The organism is Salinigranum marinum (assembly GCF_024228675.1).
GTDB classification, from domain to species: domain Archaea; phylum Halobacteriota; class Halobacteria; order Halobacteriales; family Haloferacaceae; genus Salinigranum; species Salinigranum marinum.
Map to the genome: position 1 here is coordinate 74,298 of NZ_CP100464.1, position 18,998 is coordinate 93,295.

At 58.8% G+C, this 18,998-nt stretch carries 13 protein-coding genes; 7 read left to right on the forward strand and 6 right to left on the reverse strand.

What is annotated here, in order from left to right; genetic code table 11:
- Positions 1–312: 312 nt before the first annotated feature.
- Both NKJ07_RS24075 and NKJ07_RS24080 read right to left on the reverse strand, forming a co-directional pair.
- Positions 313–3,519 (reverse strand): ATP-dependent DNA helicase, encoded by a 3,207-nt coding sequence (locus NKJ07_RS24075; RefSeq protein ID WP_318571175.1) that lies wholly within the window; start codon positions 3,517–3,519, stop codon positions 313–315.
- Positions 3,520–3,625: 106 nt separating this feature from the next.
- On the reverse strand, positions 3,626–3,997 hold the full coding sequence (locus NKJ07_RS24080) for a hypothetical protein (RefSeq protein ID WP_318571176.1): 372 nt from the start codon (positions 3,995–3,997) through the stop codon (positions 3,626–3,628).
- A 625-nt stretch (positions 3,998–4,622) separates the two neighbouring features.
- Between NKJ07_RS24080 and NKJ07_RS24085 the strand changes: the two genes are divergently transcribed.
- Complete coding sequence (locus NKJ07_RS24085; RefSeq protein ID WP_318571177.1) at positions 4,623–6,923, forward strand: ATP-binding protein; 2,301 nt, start codon at positions 4,623–4,625, stop codon at positions 6,921–6,923.
- A 222-nt stretch (positions 6,924–7,145) separates the two neighbouring features.
- Here NKJ07_RS24085 and NKJ07_RS24090 read toward each other — a convergent pair whose 3' ends face one another.
- From NKJ07_RS24090 to NKJ07_RS24105, 4 genes are all read right to left on the reverse strand, one after another.
- Positions 7,146–7,649 (reverse strand): hypothetical protein, encoded by a 504-nt coding sequence (locus NKJ07_RS24090; RefSeq protein WP_318571178.1) that lies wholly within the window; start codon positions 7,647–7,649, stop codon positions 7,146–7,148.
- 72 nt (positions 7,650–7,721) lie between these two features.
- On the reverse strand, positions 7,722–8,987 hold the full coding sequence (locus tag NKJ07_RS24095) for a GTPase family protein (RefSeq protein WP_318571179.1): 1,266 nt from the start codon (positions 8,985–8,987) through the stop codon (positions 7,722–7,724).
- An 89-nt stretch (positions 8,988–9,076) separates the two neighbouring features.
- Positions 9,077–11,257, reverse strand: coding sequence for an Ig-like domain-containing protein (locus NKJ07_RS24100; protein ID WP_318571180.1), 2,181 nt, complete (start codon positions 11,255–11,257; stop codon positions 9,077–9,079).
- 100 nt (positions 11,258–11,357) lie between these two features.
- A complete protein-coding gene (locus NKJ07_RS24105; protein ID WP_318571181.1) occupies positions 11,358–11,636 on the reverse strand; it encodes a hypothetical protein in 279 nt (92 codons plus the stop codon).
- Between the two features lie 342 nt (positions 11,637–11,978).
- On the opposite strand from NKJ07_RS24105, the gene NKJ07_RS24110 reads away from it, so the two are divergent.
- From NKJ07_RS24110 to NKJ07_RS24135, 6 genes are all read left to right on the forward strand, one after another.
- The gene (locus NKJ07_RS24110) at positions 11,979–12,419 is read left to right on the forward strand and encodes a hypothetical protein (RefSeq protein WP_318571182.1); all 441 of its coding nucleotides are present in this window, start codon (positions 11,979–11,981) and stop codon (positions 12,417–12,419) included.
- Between the two features lie 2 nt (positions 12,420–12,421).
- A complete protein-coding gene (locus NKJ07_RS24115; RefSeq protein ID WP_318571183.1) occupies positions 12,422–12,598 on the forward strand; it encodes a hypothetical protein in 177 nt (58 codons plus the stop codon).
- Complete coding sequence (locus tag NKJ07_RS24120; protein ID WP_318571184.1) at positions 12,599–13,039, forward strand: PrgI-related protein; 441 nt, start codon at positions 12,599–12,601, stop codon at positions 13,037–13,039.
- On the forward strand, positions 13,029–14,537 hold the full coding sequence (locus NKJ07_RS24125) for a cell division protein CdpA domain-containing protein (RefSeq protein ID WP_318571185.1): 1,509 nt from the start codon (positions 13,029–13,031) through the stop codon (positions 14,535–14,537). Before NKJ07_RS24120 ends, NKJ07_RS24125 begins: the two co-directional genes overlap by 11 nt.
- Before the next feature lie 54 nt (positions 14,538–14,591).
- Positions 14,592–16,949, forward strand: a complete 2,358-nt coding sequence (locus NKJ07_RS24130; protein WP_318571186.1) for a VirB4 family type IV secretion system protein — start codon at positions 14,592–14,594, stop codon at positions 16,947–16,949.
- A gap of 84 nt (positions 16,950–17,033) precedes the next feature.
- Positions 17,034–18,995, forward strand: a complete 1,962-nt coding sequence (locus NKJ07_RS24135; protein WP_318571187.1) for a TrbL/VirB6 family protein — start codon at positions 17,034–17,036, stop codon at positions 18,993–18,995.
- Positions 18,996–18,998: the final 3 nt, after the last annotated feature.

Consider the following 18,998-nt stretch of genomic DNA (forward strand, 5'->3'; position numbering starts at 1 on the left):
AGATTGGATATATCTCGATGAATCGGTCACCTCAGTCGGGACGTCTCACCCGACTAAGCATGTCCCAATCTATGCACATTGCGGCTCGTGACGACCTGACGATGTGCATACGTCTCCATTGGTGAATACATGGACGCCGGACCCCTGGAGGTTAGGTTCAAACGCGATATTGGATGGCCATCGATTATTCTAAAAATCTCTCCAAGAGCAAACAACCGGCATCGATGGGGATTGAGCCAGTCGGAGTGGTGACCGCCGTTGCTGGGGAACGCAGTCCGTGAAATAGAAGACCTGTGCGTAGAGTGACGTGCCTTAGCGGTCGTCGTAGTCGCGGTACGGGCAGTCCCAGCGGAAGTCGCACTCGGCGCACGTCGCCTCGTCGGGGAGGTCCTCGTCCTCCATCTCCGACCAGGAGTTCGTCCGCCGGGCGTGTTCGAGGTCGTGGATGGTCGCCTCGAAGTGGTCGATCGCGTCCTCGACCTCGGCGCTGGTGAAGTCCAGTTCGAGGCACGTGTCCTCGGGGTCGTCCTCACCGAGGAAGTACAGCAGCGCGCTGTCGGGGAGTTCGCCCTCTTTCTCAGCGTACAGGCCCGCGTACACGAGGAGCTGTTCGCGGTAGTCGGCGAGGTACCCGTCGCCGGGTTCGGGTCGCTGGCTCGCCTTGTAGTCGCAGAGCTTCGTCCGACCGTCGTCGTCGGTGATCACGTCGGCGACCCCCGTCAGGAGGAACGCACCGGCGTTCCGGCGAAGCTTACACTCGGTGTCGACCACCTTCGGGTAGAGGTCGGGCCCGATGGTCCGGTTGAACCGAGCCACGTGCTCGAACACCGCGTCGACCGCCCGACTCCCCATCGGCATGATCCGCTGGTCGCGGAGCGCCTCGACGACACTGTCGAACTCCTCTCGAAGGGCCTTCGTGCTCGGTGGTGACCCGCCCGCGACGCCGTCGACGTCGCCGTTGTAGTAGCGGTGCGCCCAGTCGAGGGTCTGGTGGACCGCCATCCCGGCGAACAGTTGGGTGCCGCTCCCGGCCGCGAAGCCGTGTTCCTGCAGCATCCCGTACTGCCGTTTGCACCGGTTGAACGACAGTCCGTCACCGACGATGCTGTACGTCCGCCGCACGTCGTCGTCCGTCACGGGCCCGACGGTCGCGCCTGCAGGCGCCAATGAGGTGCCCCGGTCCAGTCGTTGGTCGTCGGAGAACCACGACTCCTCGAGTGGGATGCCAGCGTCCGCTCCGAGCGACGGCACCACGGTGCGGCCGTCGGCGGGCCGGAGGTAGTAGTTGGCTCCCAGGAGGACGAGGTTGTCCTTCGCCCGCGAGTGAGCGACGTAGAACTGGCGAATCAGGTCTCGTTCGGCACGGGTTGGGACGTCGACTGGCGGCGTTCGCTCGGTGAACGGACTGAACACGTCCGCGATTTTCGGCAGCGGGTCGCCGTCGTCGTCGCGATCGAACGTGTCGTCGGGCAACCGTCCGAGTGAGGCAACGAAGACCACAGGGAACTCCAGCCCTTTCGCCTGGTGTACCGTCATCACCTGGACGTGCCCGTCGGGGAGCGCGTCGTGTGGGTCCTCGGGGTCGTCGAGGGCGACCGTGTCGAGGTACCGACAGAAGGTCCAGTAGAAATCACTCAGGAACCCAACGGAGACGGTGTCGTAGTCGTCGTGGGGAGTCCGAGTGAGCTGGCGGTTCTGCGTGAGGCCGCGCGCGATGCCCTCGAACGACTCGGTGAGCTGGCTCAGCTTTCCGAGGCGTTTCGTTCGGTCGACGTCCGGGTCGGTTTCCGTCCACGTCGAGAACGGTTTGTGCGACCGCAGCCGGTTGTAGAGGTCGACCAACGAGAGGTTCACGACCTCGCCGTCCGGTGTGTCGGCCACGCGGCGAGCGACCTCCTCGATGTACGCCTCGAGTTCGGTCGCGTCGTGGCGGTCGATCACGCGGTCGAGCGTGTCGCACCACTCCGGGAGCTTGTTCCCGACGCCGTCGTAGGGGAACACGGAGTCGTCGGCCCACTGGAGTTCGGGGTCGAGACACCGAGCCAGCGCCGCGAGCATCGCCTGGATCTCCTCCTGCTGGAGGAACCCCTTGTTGCGCGGGTTGTGCACGGGGATGCCACGCGCCTCGAGGGCACGGACACACTCACCGACGAATGTTCGACTCTCGTAGTACGGCCAGTACTCGCGCGTACTGTGTGCCAGCAGTGCGACCTGGCTGAAGTCCTGAATGTACCCCGACGTGTACGCGTCTTCGACTTGGGCCGCGAACGCCGTTGCGGCCTCTGCCTTCGTGTCCTCCTTGAGGAGGTGCACACTTGAGTGGTCGACAGGGCTTCGGAACGCCTCCATTGGCCGCTTTCCGGGAGCTCGGGCTCCCGGCGCCGTCATCACCGGGTGCTCCCCGATGTGACGGTTCGCCCACGCGACGATTTCTGGTCGCGAGCGGTAGTTCCAGTGGAGCTGTGCCGTCTCCACCCGCTCGACGTCGATGCCGAGGTAGTCCGCGATCCGCTCGGGGAACTCGATCAGACAGTCGACGGTCCCGCCGCGGAACCGGTAGAGCGCTTGGTCGTCGTCGCCGACCACCATCAGCGTCGGCTCCTCGTCGGCCATCAGCTCCGCCAAGCGGAAGTAGATGGCCTCTTGGAGCGGGTTCGCGTCCTGATACTCGTCGACAGCGATACACTGCAGTGGGGGATGGTCGCGGTCGGGGTCGCCCCCCACGAAGCGCCGTCCGGCTTCAGTCTCGAGGAACTCGAGGAACCGCTCCTGCAGTCGCGCGAAGTCACAGCGCGACTCGTCGCGGAGCGTCTCGAGGTAGGCTCGGTACCCCTCCGCGAGCCGTTGAAACTCGGGGCGGTCCGAGGCGGCCAGCGCATCGACGTCAACCCGCAACTGCGAGATGCGGTTGAACAGTTTCTTCGCGAGTGTGGCAGCTGTTCCCTTCGAACAGGTGCCGTCGTCGTTGAGGCCTCGGATGGTTCCTGCGAAGGTACCAGCGTCACCGTCGGCGAGCACGTCGACGTACTCGCTGTGGCGCGCGATGAACATCGCCTGGGCGTCCGCGTCGAGGAGCTCGACGTTCTGGTAGTCCTCGTAGCGGAACTCCCGCATGATATCGCCCCACAGTCGGTGGCCCGTGCCGACGTACATCTCGTCGACCGAGAGGACGTCGGCGTAGCCGAGGGCGGTCAGCAGGGCTTCCAGACGCTGTTCGAGCGCCTTCGCGGCCTTCTTGGTGTACGTCGTGACGATGATGGCGCCCGGTGGGATGCCGTCCACGAGCAGTCCCTTCGCCGCGGTCGTCACGGTCACGGTACTTTTGCCGGACCCGGGGCCGGCGGTGAGATGGTACGGCCCTCCGGCGTTGAGGATGGCCGCCCGTTGGTCGTCGTCGAACGACCAGTCCGGGTTTCCAGTCTGGGCCCTTCGGACCGCTTCGACGATCTCGAGGAACTCCTCCGCGTCGAGATCGCCTGGCGGTGTTTCAGGCCCAGGTCGTGGGTGTGGTTCTGTCACGGTCGAACTGCCCCCATGTCGGGGGCGAGGCCCGCCGTCCGAGTCGAACGGACGTACTCCAAGCGGGTGGAAGGGTGACGGCACCACTGCTGGATGCTCTCGCCGTCTACTCGACCACCCGCCAGTCATTCGTATCGCAGCAGGCACACGGCCTCGTGTCCGGCGCGTCTCGTCGGACTACGCCGCATCGTCGGCACTCCAGATTAGGACGCTTCGAGCGGAACGTGATTTCCTCGCCACGCGCGTACACGACAGTGGCGAGATGTGTGTCGCAGCGGAGGAGAACGAGCGTCGTCCCCGCTACCTGTATGAGACGGGCCTCGGAGTACCGCTTGCCTTTGATGTCAACTCGGATTCCTTGGTGGAACCGGAACGCGAGTTCCGTGGCAAAGAAGTCCCCACGGCCGGTACGCTGAATAAACCGCTGGAGGGCGTGGTCCGAGACCTGGACTGTCGATCGACTGGTGTTGACGCTCATTGGGTCCCTCCCGCCTCGTCGGCGATGAGGTTCCCAGCGAACGCGAGCGATACCTCTATGTGGGTGTGGACGGTAGTCCTCATTGCTAGCTTCCGATTGCGGGCCGCGCCAACGGCCCGCGATTTTTGCGTGGGCACGCCAATGCCCACATGCCGACTCACTTCATCAGTCCACTCGGCGCGCCTCGATCCGGTCCGAGGGTACCCCGAATAGCCAACTGCTCCTCACACATGCCTATTGGCCCATTAGACATATAAACCTCTCGGTCGTTTCGACCTTGATGTGGGTCTCGAACCACTCTAGGAATCTTCGAACTGAGCATGAGGACTAGTCCTGTGATGACTGCTACGATGGACGGCTAGCTAGAGATTGATTCTGTGCTTGTGATGAGCAACTAGAGGAACATGGATCTAGAGACTAACTCTGTGTGCTGTGGTGACTGCTTGTGATGAGCAATTAGCTAGAGGAACTAGTTCTCTAAGAGGACAGATGCTAACAGAAGTACGCCTAATGGAGTTTTGTACAATACATTTATTAGCCCTGAGAGACGCTTCTCAACTAACGACTGCATATAGAACGAATGTATTGTCTCTAATAGACCATCACAAGAAGCCACAACAGGTAAATGAGTCAGAAAAACGATCCAGCTGGCCTTCCGGAAACGGTCGAGTACCCACCCCTCCCAAACATTTACCGAGCGTTTGCTGCTGGGGCCTCCCCTTATGCTATTCTGACCGAAACGATCGATAACTCGATTGACTTTGTGAGACGTCAGGCATTAGATGGTGCAAAATATCCAGATTCACTCGAGGTTTCTATTGAATATGTCGTTGAGGCGGATGAGAATGCAGCAGAAAAACAAGATATTGGTGACTATTCAGCTACTAATCACCAGACACATGGCAAAATCGTTATTACGGACAACGCGGGGGGTGTCCCGCCGAATCAGCTAGCGAAATTTTTCCAACTAGGTCATACTGACGCCCCACCGGAAGGAATCGGCCGCTTCGGGGTCGGTGCGAAGCGGTTGATCGGTATCGGAGACCGGATTAAATACGAATCCCATGCGAATGGGTACCAGATTGCTGCTGGATTCGAGGTTGATGCTCGAGATCTCGAATCGCCCGACAACACAGTGTCCGATAATGAGGTATACAGCTCTGAAGTCTACGAGGTTGAGGATCTTGACGAGGGCCATACGCGGATTATTGTCGAAGACTTAAATAAAAACGCGTGGGCGAATTTACTGGGTCGGAATGAAGAAGGGGAGATCGATCGTTCGGCCTCCGATTCACTGTGGCGGCTCGGTGAAACGTACGAACATTTCTTGGCTGATGGTATTTCAGTGAGTGCCCCGACGAGTTCGGATGACCGGCAGATCGATTTCGATCTTGAATGGAGCGATCCAGAGCACGATGTCCCCGTTGAGGCACCCGAAGCGATCGAACTCAGCCGGTTGCCCTTCGATGGTCTCCACCCACGACGGTATGCACACATGCCGTTTGCGAACAGTGATGAGGTCTCTATCGAGGAGGCCCTTCGAGTGGATATCACGGTCGGGCTGATGCCCGCGTCCGATCCCGAGAACGCAGGCCTGACAGTCACGATGAACAATCGGAACGTCTTGTTCCGTGATACCGATAACGACCTCTTTTCATCTCGTTTCCTGGGTAAATTCCGCGAATCACAGGGGCATGGGCGACTCCACTGTGTAATCGAACTGTACGGTCCCGCAGAGGACATGCCGTGGTCGGATACGAAAAACGGGCTGGACGGGACTCAGGATATCACCGATCACCTCCTGAACATCGCAGAAAACGCGCTCTCGGAATACCGTCGTCAAAATTATGAAAATCTTCCAAAATGGATCCTTGCGGCGTATGGCGGTCAATGGCTATCTCGGTATGATGGCGATGTGCTCGCAGAGATACCAGACGGAGTCGAGGAAATCGACAAATCAGGCTCCAAAATCAACAGTCCGCGGTTCAATAGTAAACCCGGTGTCAGTAAGCGGAACAAGTATTATCGGCTGTACCCCGAACGCGACGAACTGATCAAAACAGTCCGACTGCATACCGAGCTTCGTATTCAGTCGCGAGAGAGTATCTCAAAGAAGGCTCTTCCTGCGTACGATCGGTATTTTGAGGTTGAACAGGCCGATTCGTCGACTGAGTTTGTCGAGGTTGAGGACGCTCCGAAGATTGACGAGTTTGAGATTCCGACGGACTCGGACGAGCCTCTTGTGCTAATCGCGAATCTCGAGGACCTCGCCGCCAGGCACGCAAACGAAGGTCGCACTCTGACCGAGGAGACGAAGGGAGTCCCCGACTGGATTCTCCCACGGTATCACGTACTGTTAGAGAATATGGGCTTATCTCCGGACAACGCCACGTCGATCGATCAATTCGATTTCCTTGACTGGCAGGCACCGCCTTCTTCCTCGGAAGGACCGAGCGACGACACTGAGACGGATGGTGCGAACTCAATCGATGGAAGTCAGACCTCGAAAGCAACGGCTGCCCCGGCTACGGGAACCCCAACAGAAAGGGATACCATAACTCGATCAGGGCGACAGACATCGAACGAACGTCAACGTCGAGTAGAAGATTTTGATAAAACTGATCAAGTTGAATTCCAGAGGACGTTCGAATCGGGAGACACGACAGGCGTTGATGTGGCGTCGTCGGATGAGCAGATACCTCCTGCCTCGACCTCACAGCCGCATCTTGACGAAAGTGATCTCTCTGAACTGCGAGAGGCGTTGGGAATGGATGACGATGCAACTGGGGATGAACTGCTTGCGGCCACGCTTGAAGCACTTGAGGAACGAGAGCATCTCCGTGAGAGTCTCCAGCAACTCAGCGAAGTAGTGAACTTGGAGAGACTGTTAGATAATCCACCGGAACTTTCCGATTCAAAGGAATAAGTCGTACTATTTCGTGTTAGTTGTCGAACGAGACCGCGAGCGCTGAAGAGAATGAACCCGCGAGGCGGTGTACTCCTTGCAAGTACACCGTAGGGTGCGCAACAATAGAGACTGAGCCTCGAGCTGGGCACGGCTCTACTCAATTTGTACTGGCTATTCACAACTCTGATAGATGAGCCGAAGTCTCTACTTAGCTCAGTTTCTCTAAAAAAGTTCCACGAATTATACGGAGGCAAAGACAGTAGCGAAGACGGTGAAGAGCGTCCCTCCCATCGAGACGCTGATCATCGTCAGCCCGTACATCACGCCTCGATAGCCCCGAGATCGTGTCTGACCAGTTGGCCCACCAGCGCCCCAGAGAGCTGCGCCAAGGGAGAAGCACGCCAACCCGAGGAACGAGAGCATCCCAGAGGCTGCTTGAGCGAGAGGGAGGAGGTCACCGGCACCTCCTGCCTCGTATGGCCATCTTGGTGGGAGAAAATTCGACCCCGCCATCACATATCCGACGAGATCGTAGAACGAACCAAGCCCAAAGATTGCAACCAGCGCAGCGCACGATCCGATCACCATCCCTCGAAATCTCGTCGAGCGACGTGTGTTTGCTCCGGCGGTCCAGTAGCCGATGATGCCCACGACCAGCGCACAGAGTGCGAGATATCTCGCGGTTAGTTCGGCAACCACATAGAGTCGAAACGCGATATCAACGAACGCAGAGACAGACGGCATATCGATGTCTCACACTTGTCTTGACTCATCATGTGTACTCTGGAAGTACGCACTGCGTACACTCTGTTATTCTCAGTCGTCTTCTGTTCGAGCCTCGAGGGCTTCCTTCGCTTGGTCACGGAGGGAATTTGGTGAGACTGTTTCGTCATCAAAAAAGTAGCGCTCAGCAGATCTACCAAGAGCCCAGGTCGTCGTGAATGCAACACTGGCAGAAACAGCAGCCCCTGCGACCGGGACAAATTCGAATAGCGTTCGAGCGACCGAACGAGCAACGAAACCAGTGACTGCGGTGCCACCCATCGCACTCACATACTCCGTTGCTGTTTCTGCTTTGATTTCCCGGCACGAGAAACCTCCAATGAGTCCAATCAACATGAACTGAAGTCCGAGCAGTACAGGAAGGTCGGCAATTGGCGTCGGGGCCCCACCAATACCACCGGCTAATGTAGCAAACCTATTCGTGGTACTACGTGAAAACTGTCGCATCAATTCTTCTCGTTTTTGTGCTTGAAAAAATTGAAGCTGGGCACTTTCTGGAAGATGGCTACCAAGCATCCATGATAACGTTCGAACGTTCCAGTAAGGTTCTTGCAACAAGAATGTAGGCACAACTCCGATGTGTTCCTCAGAATTAAACTCGTAACCGTACAGCGGTTGCGTGGACTCGAATGGTTCTTTCGATTCTTCGCCGATGACTTCGGCTACGAAATCAAGATTTCGTTTTATTTTACCTGCAACCTCTGGGTGTTCTTCTGGGGGCCACTGGTTGGGAGCAGCATGGGTATCGACTTTATTCAGACAATAGAGAACCGGTGGGAATAACGACGGTCCAAACTCTGCTCGGAGTTTCTTGACCGTGTCAAAGTCCTCTTTTCCAGCTCGGACTTGGTCGGGACTCATGACGTGAAGGATTACATCTGGGTCATACTCTTTTAGATCCTCTTTGACAAGTTCGACCGTATCTGCTGGCACATCACCGTCGGGCGAGACGCTCTCAAATAGACCACGAGAGTCGATTATGTCCCAACTTGCGTACCTTTCACCAAATGAAATATGATACGGAGTGGATTTTGGCGTCGTCGGCTCGACAGAGTCAATTTCAGCAACCTTCTTGTTCGCTAGCGCGTTTATTAATGATGACTTCCCGACACCAGATCGTCCCATAATGTACAGCACAGGCGCACGAGATTTGTCAATTAGATTTTCCATATCGGAAATTGCGGTTCCTATCGCTGTATCCATGAGATTCTTTGAACGCTCGTCGCTCATCGGAGCAGCTTCGGCGATTTGTGAGAGTTGGTCGGTGAACCCACGGAATTTCTCGGGGTCAATAGCCATATCCTTAGCCAGATGAATATCTTCAAAAATCTATTCCTCTCATTATCATCTGGGAGTTCAAGCAGCTCAGATCACTATACTCAAGCAACTCAACCCTGACGTCGATGAAAGATCCGTATCCAGAACATCGCGAAAACTCCTAGCGCAAGCCACTCAGTGAATAGCGCTACGTTCGAGACGGCATCGTTCAGATACCCGACGATCTGGATGGCTCCTACAACTATGGGCTTAGTTGAGACAGCAAGCGCCTGCGTGCTCAGGTAATACCGGTCAGTGCTCGCACGCCAATCGTCACCTTGGAACCGCGCTCGGACGATCGGGTTCGTGATTTCGGCCGTTGCGGTGCCGCTTGAATCGGTCGTCACGACTGAGGCCTGTGTCCCTTCGAGGTAGATTGAGCGGCCGCTAATTGGGGTACCGAACTCGTCGCGGAGGGAAATCTCCGCGGTACTGGCTGCGTCGTCGATGGTCACGTTGAGAACGGACCGCTCATACCGAGTGACGGTCTGCGTCGTCTCAATCGGGAAGCCCCATACGTCGATCGCCCCTACGGAGACAGATTCACCAGTCACGGTGTCGGTGCTCTTGAGGATGCCCGCGTACTGGTCGTACAGCGGACTTGGTTCCGTGTTCTCCGTCGCAACGATCGTGTCGGGTAGCGGTGTGGCCGCGACCGATCCAGTCTCGACGACGTGAGTGGTCTCCCACCAGATGTGTTGTGCCGCGGATTGTTCCGCCTGCACTTCGACTGTCGCTGGACTCATCCGGTATCGGAGCATCACTGGATACCGTGCCCCAACCGAGTGTGAGGCGTTCAGCTCAGATGTTCTCTCGCGAGTCCGTTCCTGCACGTGTGTATTCCGCGCGACTGAAAAGAACCGCCACGGAGCGGTCACGTACATCGTCTTCTCGCCGATGTGAACCTCGACGTACTCCCACCCTGCAGTGCCGGCAGCAAGACCCTGCTCACCCGTCCAGGTGACCGCGACGATGTCCTCCCCGGGTCGGTCGAAGACCCGCACGTCGATTTCGAGGTCATCAGAGTTGACCGTCTCGATTGGGACGGATCGATTGATCGTCATTGCCCGTGACTCCTGTTCGAGACGGTCCCATTCCGAGCATCGGCTGCTCGACACACCATAGTGTTTCTCCAGTTCGATCTCGATTCGCAACTGAGCGGTCATCGTATGCTCACCGACGGGGAGCGGTCGGGGCTCGGAGTCTGGCGAGGTGTGGTTGAGCGTCGTCCACTCTCCCGGTCCCCATCGCTGCATCCTGATATCGTCTGCAGTGACGTTCACCACCGAGGCGTTGGAATCGATCAGCCGGTAGTCCGCCCACCGCGTGAGTGGATACGTACTATTGCCAATCGTACAGGAGTCGGATTCCGAGTAATCGGACGGGACCTCGATACGATAGTCCCAGGGGACGTGGGTGTTCACTTGCCCGCTGTGGGTGACGTACCGACCTCGATACCAGACACCGGGAGTGACGTCGATGAATCCGACGTAGGCGTCACGGACCAGTGCGTGAGAGCCACTTCGCCAGACGAGCGATGTTGAGGCCCCGTCGACCGTGGTGAACACTTCGGTCCCGTTGTCTATCGGGACGATCGCTGTGTCCCGAGCAGTTGCCTCACTGGGTGCGAGTTCCGAATACCGGAGCAGGGAATGGACGATTTCTCGTTTCCGTTCAATGACCGTCTGATACTCGGCGGTGTGGACCAGTGCCGTCTCCGGGTTCGTGACGTTCAGCGTGTTCCCCGTCCGTTCGACCTTGGCATCGTAGATGGGGTCCCACCAGCCGTTCGGATTGCGAACTTCGACTGTATACTTGCCCTCAGAGTCTGTCGCTCGCGCGGAGTCAGCCCCGTAGATGGGGATGATTCGGAGCTCTCGCTGTCCCCACTTGCGATTCCACTCCTCGAGCGTATACCATCGATCCTGATACGGAACGGTGACTCGACCGTGGAGCCCCGTCTGATACATATCTGATTCAGTGGCGATGACGAGCGCGTCGCGGGGTCGGATGCTGTCGTCTTGGAGTTGGACAGGCTGTGTGACGACGGTCCGGTTGACCTCTCGAATAGCCCCGTTCTCGTATTCGTAGAGCAGGACCGTACTCGAACCCCTTCCAGGGTCGACGTCGTTGCTGGCAAGCACCCGAAACGTCTCGTTGTAGATTCTGTCGACGCCCGGCTCCGGTGGTGGAACTCCTCCTTCGTCGGCTGCTGCGGTGACGAGGGCGCTCGTAACACACAGGATAATCACTCCGACGGTGACGATTCGCGAGAGTCGTTCAGACTGAAAGAGCCTCCAAAAGTTACGTCGAGGGGAGACAGAATCGGAGTCACTGACTCGCCGAGGAGTGTCACCCGAGGACATAGGTCAGGAGGTCGAGGACGGCCGTCCACGCGGTTCCCACGACGAACAAGCCTCCACCTGAGAGAGTCATGCGACGTCCCCACGATCGGCGCTGCAGGCCGTGACTCCCCAGCCACGCTATCAGACCCAATAGGAACAGACAGAGGCCTGCGTACACGAACACTCGCGGGGTCCACTCTGGGAAATCAAGCATCGAGCTGAAATCGACGCTACCTTCGAGAAGAATTGTGGCTATCTGTGAACCGATGGTGGATTTCGGATTCATAGGGTAGCACCTCCAGTCCTCGATGAGGGATACGATTCCTCGTGGAGTGGTTGACGAGGACGCTCGATAACGATCATCTGCGCTGAGCGAGGACACCGGCCGACAAAACGACTCCAACATTGCGCGAGACGTACGTGTACGCAGTGCGTACTGGTGCGTAGTACGTACTTCTGGAAGTAAGAAGTCACTCTACTGGCCAGAGTAGAGAGATGAACCATCTTTCAGAACGACACGACCCGCTACTGTTCGCGGAGCGGGACGAGCTGCGCCAATGCATCAACCTGGTTTCGGTCGTGGCTGAGCTTGCCAGGTCTCGACCGAGTGCTATACTGCTGGTGAAAGATGCCTGAGATCGAGATCCAGTTCGCCAGCCCAGAGGAGTACGAGTTGCTCCGGACCATCCGCGACAAGTACGGCGTCCTCTGGCGAGGGATGCTCATTCAGGGCGCAACGCAACTCGAGGGGGCACGTCTCCCGCGAGCTCTCTCGCCGCACCACGAGCGATCCACTGACTCGTGTACCGCGGATCGAGGAGCCGGTGAGCCAATCTTTCAGGTGACCGATGATGCGGCTGATGAGACCAAGTCTGTAACCTATCAGAGACGGCTCTCGGTGGATGAAGACGAGTCGAGTGGACCGGTCGACCACGGCGAGACGTCGTCTGAAGACGGACGAACAGACTTCGATCTGAGTACGTCACGGAGCCAAGACCGCGATCTGGCCCCTAACTACGGAGATATCGACCCAGCATCTGATCCCGGACACCGGTGGGTGCTTGAGTGATTATGAAGTCCACACGTATCGAAATCAACGACGACGACCAATTCGCCGTTCTCGAAGCGATTCGGACGTATTACGGCGTCAACTGGCGAGGGATGCTGATTCAGGGCGCTGAACGGCTCGAAGCCGGCCGGGTGTTTCCAAGCGAATTGGAATGCGACGCTCACGGGGAGGACAAGTGAATGCCTGACCCGGTTCCGGTCGCGAGCAACCTGCTGGAATCGAAATTCCTCGGGTTCTCCGTCCGTCGCCTCGCCGAGTCGATGGCCTTCCCCGTCGCTCCCTGCGCACTCCTCTACACCATCGGGTTCCCGATTCTGGTCACGTTTCCCCTGTTCGTGATCGGTGTCGGCGTCGGCGCGCTGATATTCGTGAAGACACCGCCCGGTCAGCGTCCGCTCCGGTACGCACACGCGGTCGTTCGGTACCGCTCCAGCAGCAACGTCTACGTCTGGACGCCGTCGACAGCGCTCGAACACGGCCTCACACACGGGGCCCGTCAGGACGTCTGGCTTACCCAGCCTCCGCATCCAGGCCTCGCGTCCCCCACTCAGATCACGCATCGATCTCAGCCGGGAGCAACACCTCCTCGAGAGAAACGGAGGCCCGGTGATGGAGTCTAACCGACGGTCGACGCTCAACCTCGTGAACTTCGAGAACGTACGTGACGGTGGTATCATCGAGACGCCGACCGCTTACGCGATGCTCGTCGAAATCGAGCCGCGCGAATGGCTCACGCTTTCGGAGGAACGCCGGTCGGGCGTGTACATCTCGTTCCTGACGTTCCTGCGCGGTCTGCAGTTCCCGACGCAGTTCCTAACGATGACGACAGAATTCGACGGCGAGCGATACTTCGCGCAGTTCGTCGGCCCCGATGCTCCTAATGCACCTAGCGGTGAGAGCACTCGAATTTCGGACTCCGAGCCGATGTCGGAACCGGACGAATCCCCTGCCGGCGAAGCAATCTCGGCAACCGACGGTGGAATCGCCACTACCACGGACGCTGTCGCGGACTCACCCCTGTTGGAGTACGGACGACTGGCCCACGCCGAGTGGCTGTCTCAAACGCTCTCGATGGCGAACGTGCGCGACCGACGGTTCTTCGTCGCAGTCGCCGTCCGGAAGGGCGAGAACGATACCGACGATGGAAGCCCGTTCGACGTGATTCGAGATGCACTCCCCATCTCACGGGGTCGGACCGTCGACACCGAGGACTTCTATCTGGACGAAGTGTGGGCGCGTGCACAACGCGTTGCCTCTCAACTCCCCCGCACGCAGGTCGAGACGACGATTCTCGACTCACGTGAAGCTGTCCTTGACGTCCTGTATCGGGTCTACCGTGGACACGAACCGCCGATTTCGTTTACTCACGGGATGCTGACTCGTGCAGACGAATCGGTCCTGACCAACCCACGTACCGGTGAGGACCTCGACTTAGACGGCGTCTTCGAGGCGGCTGACCATCAAGATGACGTCGATCAGGAGACCAAATCCGAACCAAGGCCCGATAATATCGGGGGACTCCCCTATGATGGCCGGGTCGAAGCCGAATATATCGAGACTGTCGACCGCTCACAGATCCTGCAGTGGTACGTCCGCAACGTCGGACCCATCGGGAGCAGCGATCGGTATCACTCACCAGGCTCAGTGTACTTCGGAACTGCCGCGTTCGTCGTGAGTCTCCTGTGTGCGATTGCTGCAGTCGGATTGTTCCTCGGAAGTGGGCCAGGTACCCAGTCGACAAACGCATCGTGGCTGGTGCTGCGCGAACTCTCGTTCGGGCTCGCTGCCGGTAGTTTGCCGCTGTTCCTTCTCAGTCTCGTCATCCTCCTCCCGTCGAATTGGGTGGCGAAACTCCTGGGTCTCGTGGGAGCTACCATCACGGGAGCGGCTATCGTCCTGTTTCAGGACGCCTACCCTGACCGGTGGACGACATTACCGACCGACCAGACGGCGGTCGTCGTCGTGGTGTACGCGCTCGGCGTGTTCGTACTCGTCGCTGCGGTCGCGTTGGCTGTCCGGTCACGACGCAGCATCCTCAACGCAGTCGACGACTCGGTCGACGAGGGCCGGTACGTCGACGAATATAACCCCGGACTCACGGAGGCGACCGATGTCTGACCACGGCGTTTCTGTCCAGTTTCGTAACCGACTATTCCGTTTGGAGGTATCCCGATGATTTCCCGACTCACACGTGCCTTCCGGACTAACGCCTCAGAAGACGGACTCGAATACGTCCCCATCGACGGACTGACCGGCGAGGAGACACAGCACGCAATCGACTATCTGCATCTCCTCGACCGTGAGACGACGACGGCCAACATCGAGTGGGCCGCTTACCAACTCCAGGCCGACGAGGTCGGGCTCGCGAACGCGATGGAGACGCTCGAAGAACGGGGCGAACTCGACAAACGGGTGATCGCGCCTCGGCTCGTCGAAGATCATCCACAGTTCCAGATCCGTGACGATACCGTCTCACAGATCCTGACCGTGACTTCACTTCCGCGGAAGGTCGGACTCGGCTGGCTGGTCCCACTCACGCTCGCGGACGTCGACCTCAGGTTGACGTTCCACGTCCAACCGCGGGAACCGAAGGACGTCCGTCGTCAACTCCAGAAGCGCTACACACAGGCGGTGACGTCGCTCGCGCTGAAACAGAAGCGTGGGCGGACAGACACGTACCAAGACCAACTCGACCGTGAGGACCTCGAACGCCTCCTCCAGCGGACGATCCGGGGCACCACGAAGCTGTACGACGTTGCGATTTACCTCGAACTGGTTGCCGACTCCCGAGAGGATTTAGAAGGAATGCTCGATCGGATTCAGGCGATCCTCGCCGAGCAGGACGTCGAACTGAGTCCGGTGAAGCACCAGCAACTCGAAGCGATGGATGCTATCGCCCCGGTCGTGACCGACCCCATCGACAACACGCACCCGATCCAACTCGAAGCACTCGGAACCTTCTTCAATCTCGTCGAACCGTCGATTTACGACCCAGAAGGAGTCCTCTTCGGCTTCGACGACACGAAGCGGCCGGTCATTCTGAACCGCTACGCGCTGTCGGGACACTCGATGGCAATCTCTGGGAAGACAGGATCGGGTAAGAGCTACTTCCGGAAACTGGAGATCTACCGCCGACTGCTCGCAGATCCAAACGTTCAGTGTATCCTGTTCGACCCGGCTGGCGATGACTACCCGCGGTTCGCACGGTCGCTCGGCGGTGAGGTGATCCGCTTCGGCGGCGACTACACGGTGAACCCACTGGACATCTCACCGCCCGCAGATGCCGAGTCTCAAGGTGGAGACGACACGTACGCGCTCACGATCCGATCGGTTATCGAGATGCTTCACACCCACTTCGACCAGCGTGACGGGATGTCCGCGGGCGAGGAGGGGATTCTCATTCAGGCGGCCCACTACGCGTACATCTCGAAGGGAATCGTTTTGGGTGACTACGAGACGTATGGACGAGAATCACCGACACTGGACGACCTCATCAGAGGTGTCCACGTGATCGCTGCCGGTGGGCTCGAAGCCGCGCTTGAAAACGAGATCATCGACGAAGCGGAGTTCGAACTGTTCCAGTCGCATGGCGTGGCTGGCGTTCAATCGGAGGCTGAAGCGAGGAGAACCAGCGATGGTCGAATCTCCATCTCGGATACGATCGTCACGCCGACGGAGCACCACCAAGAGCTAGCGCGGAACTTGCAGCCGAAGTTCGAGTCGTTCAAACCCGGTGGCATCAACCACAACCTGAACGGGCAGACGAACCTCGACCTCTCCTCGCGGCTCGTGGTGATGGACATGAGTTCGTTCGCCGACACAGGAGAGATGCCACTCATCCTTCACGCGATGCTCTCGTGGGCGTACCTCGAAGCCAAGCGCTCTCCGTACAAGGTAGACGTCACGTTCGACGAGGCGCACTATCTGCTTGGAAGACCTGCTGCACGGGATCTCATCAACCTCTATATCAGACACGCTCGTCACTACGAGGCTGGCCTGACGCTCATGAGTCAGACGGCCCATGAGTTCGTGCGGACGAACGAGCGCCGCGAGGTCTACGAGAACTGTGACGTGAAGTGCCTGTTCTACGCCGAGTCCGTCTCCGACGACACGAAGGAGTATTACGGGCTCTCGACCGACGAGATTCGATTCATCCAGTCGGCCGCCCGCGGGCAGGATTCGGACTACTCGGAGTGCCTGCTCGCGACGAGTGTCCACGGACGACGGCGGCTCGAAATCCGCAGTGGTCCTTTCGAGCATTACGTCCTCGACGATTCGCTTGACCCGTGGGAGTGGCTCGCCGAGGTGGAAGGGGTCGAGCCCCGACCTGAACAGGTTGGTGATGTGCTCCCGGACGACCTCGAACTCACCGACCTCCCGCACGTGATGAACCGGGATATGGATCTCGAGATGGCGATGCGAGAGAATCCCGAAGGCGGGGTTCATGTCGACCGGGAGGCGGTTGATGAGGGTCCCGTGGGTATCGATTCGATGTCGGGTGAGCTGTCATCTCAGGAGGACGGAGTCTGATGGCGGTTTCACGTCTGAACCACCCCTCCTCTGCAGGAAGAGTCGAATCTCTATTTCGGATGGTCTGGATGACGGGTGAGCGTCGTGGCTGATCTCCTAGACCTCGGTTGGCTCCCTGACGCAATCGTCCGGGCAATCGTCGAATTTCTCCGATCGCTGTTGGTCGGCGCGATGAACGGGATGTTCAATTTCGGACTGAAGCCGCTCCTTACGATCAACCCGGCCATCATGACCGATGCCGAGATGGTCGCTGCCTGGGACAGCGTCTTCGAGCTCTCGATTGCCCTGCTCCCGATTCTCATCGCGGCGGGGCTGATCGTGATGCCGTTCAGCGAAGATCAGGAGGGGACGCTCTGGCACATGGTCGCCCGAATCGTGGCGGTCGTCGTGTTCATCGCGATCTCGAAACCGCTGTTCGCGTTCATGATCGAGGCGTCGAACGGCGTGACCAACGCCCTCGCTCCGGCGACGTTCAAACTCGCGTTCGACGCCGACCTCGGCGGGAGTTGGGGGTCGACACTCGGGACGGGCATTCAGCTCATCGCGCTCGCTGTGGCGGTGCCGTTGATGTTGATCGCGACGATCCTTGCGTCGCTCCTCTTGGTCCTCAGGCAGTTCCTCGTCGTCACGGTCGCCGTGGGTGCGCCCTTCTTCGCCGTCCTCTGGTACGCGAACTGGGGACCGATGAAGGCGATCAGCAACTTCGCGTCGACGTGGCTCCGGATGGGAATCTATGCGCTACTCGTTGGGCCGATCATCGCGCTCGTGATGCGAGTGTTCGACGTAATCGCGACCGGTGGGATTGCAGTCTCCGGAGATATCGCGTCCTTCTACACGGCCTCGGCGCTGGCGTTGATATTCCCGATCATCCTGTTCGTCGTGGTCTGGAAGACGATCGGCTGGGCAGGCCAGCCACTCGGCGTCGACGCTGCGTTCACGATGACCGTCGCCGCTGCGATCGCTGCGACGGGAGTCGGTGCGGTCGCTGTCGGTGCTGGGGCAGGGTCAGGTGCGGTGAGCAGCGCATCGAGTTCGTCAGGTGGGGGAGGTAGCGGCTCTACTGGTGGGCTCGGCAGTGGTGGTGGCGGGTCGTCGAGTGGCACTGCGACCGATCCATCTGCCGGAACAGCCAACTCGAGCGTCGGTGGGACGATGCGAAACAGTATCTCAGACGCACTCAGTGCACGAGAGCCACCTACTGAAGAGAGCGTGGATACGGCACCGGGGGCTCTTTCGATCAATAATGACTCCACACGGCGGAAGACGGCAGGTGTTCCTGGCGTTCAGACAGCCAGAACGACTGCGAGTAGGTCTAGTGCGGCAATGAAGAAATTGGGATCTAAAGTGAAGGGCGCTGGAGTGATTGGTGCTCGGAAAGCAGTTGGATCTGAGAGTATTGATGCACATCGGAGAACGATTTCTCAGAAGATGGACGCTGCCGCCGAGGCTGATGCGAATCACGATTTCTTGACTGAAGCGTACCAGAATGGTGAGTTCGATGTCGCCGAGGCTGCTGACCGCGAAATACTAACCGGCTCTGAGCGACCTGCAAAGGGGCTCTCGACTGTCGTTTCAGATGCTGAGGGGAATGCAATCTACGAAACCGTCACGGGTGAGAAGGCGATGATAAATCTCAACGACAGAGCACAGCAGCTCGGGGAAGAGGCACACACACTCAGAGAGGACGCTTCGAAATCGGCTCGAAGCATTGACCGGATCAGAACGGCCCAAGCTGCCGCGAAGACTCCAGGTCGAGTTGCTGTTTCGACCGGCAGGTTTGGCAAGCGGGTTGGGAGAGCTGGGGTTCAAACGGGGACAGCGAGCGGAATTATCTTCGCCGGTGCGATGACTCGAAGCCCGTACGCAGCCCATCAAATTGGCAAGCGGGGCGGGAAACACCTCATCGGCCCCGGGACAAGCCCCCAGCTGGACGACTCCTCCGACGATCCCGACATCGACTGGTCGACCCAGCGCGATGGCCCTGGACAAGCCATGGATCCTCCCTGGGATGACGATGCTGGGGGAGAGGCATCCGAGACCATGTGAATT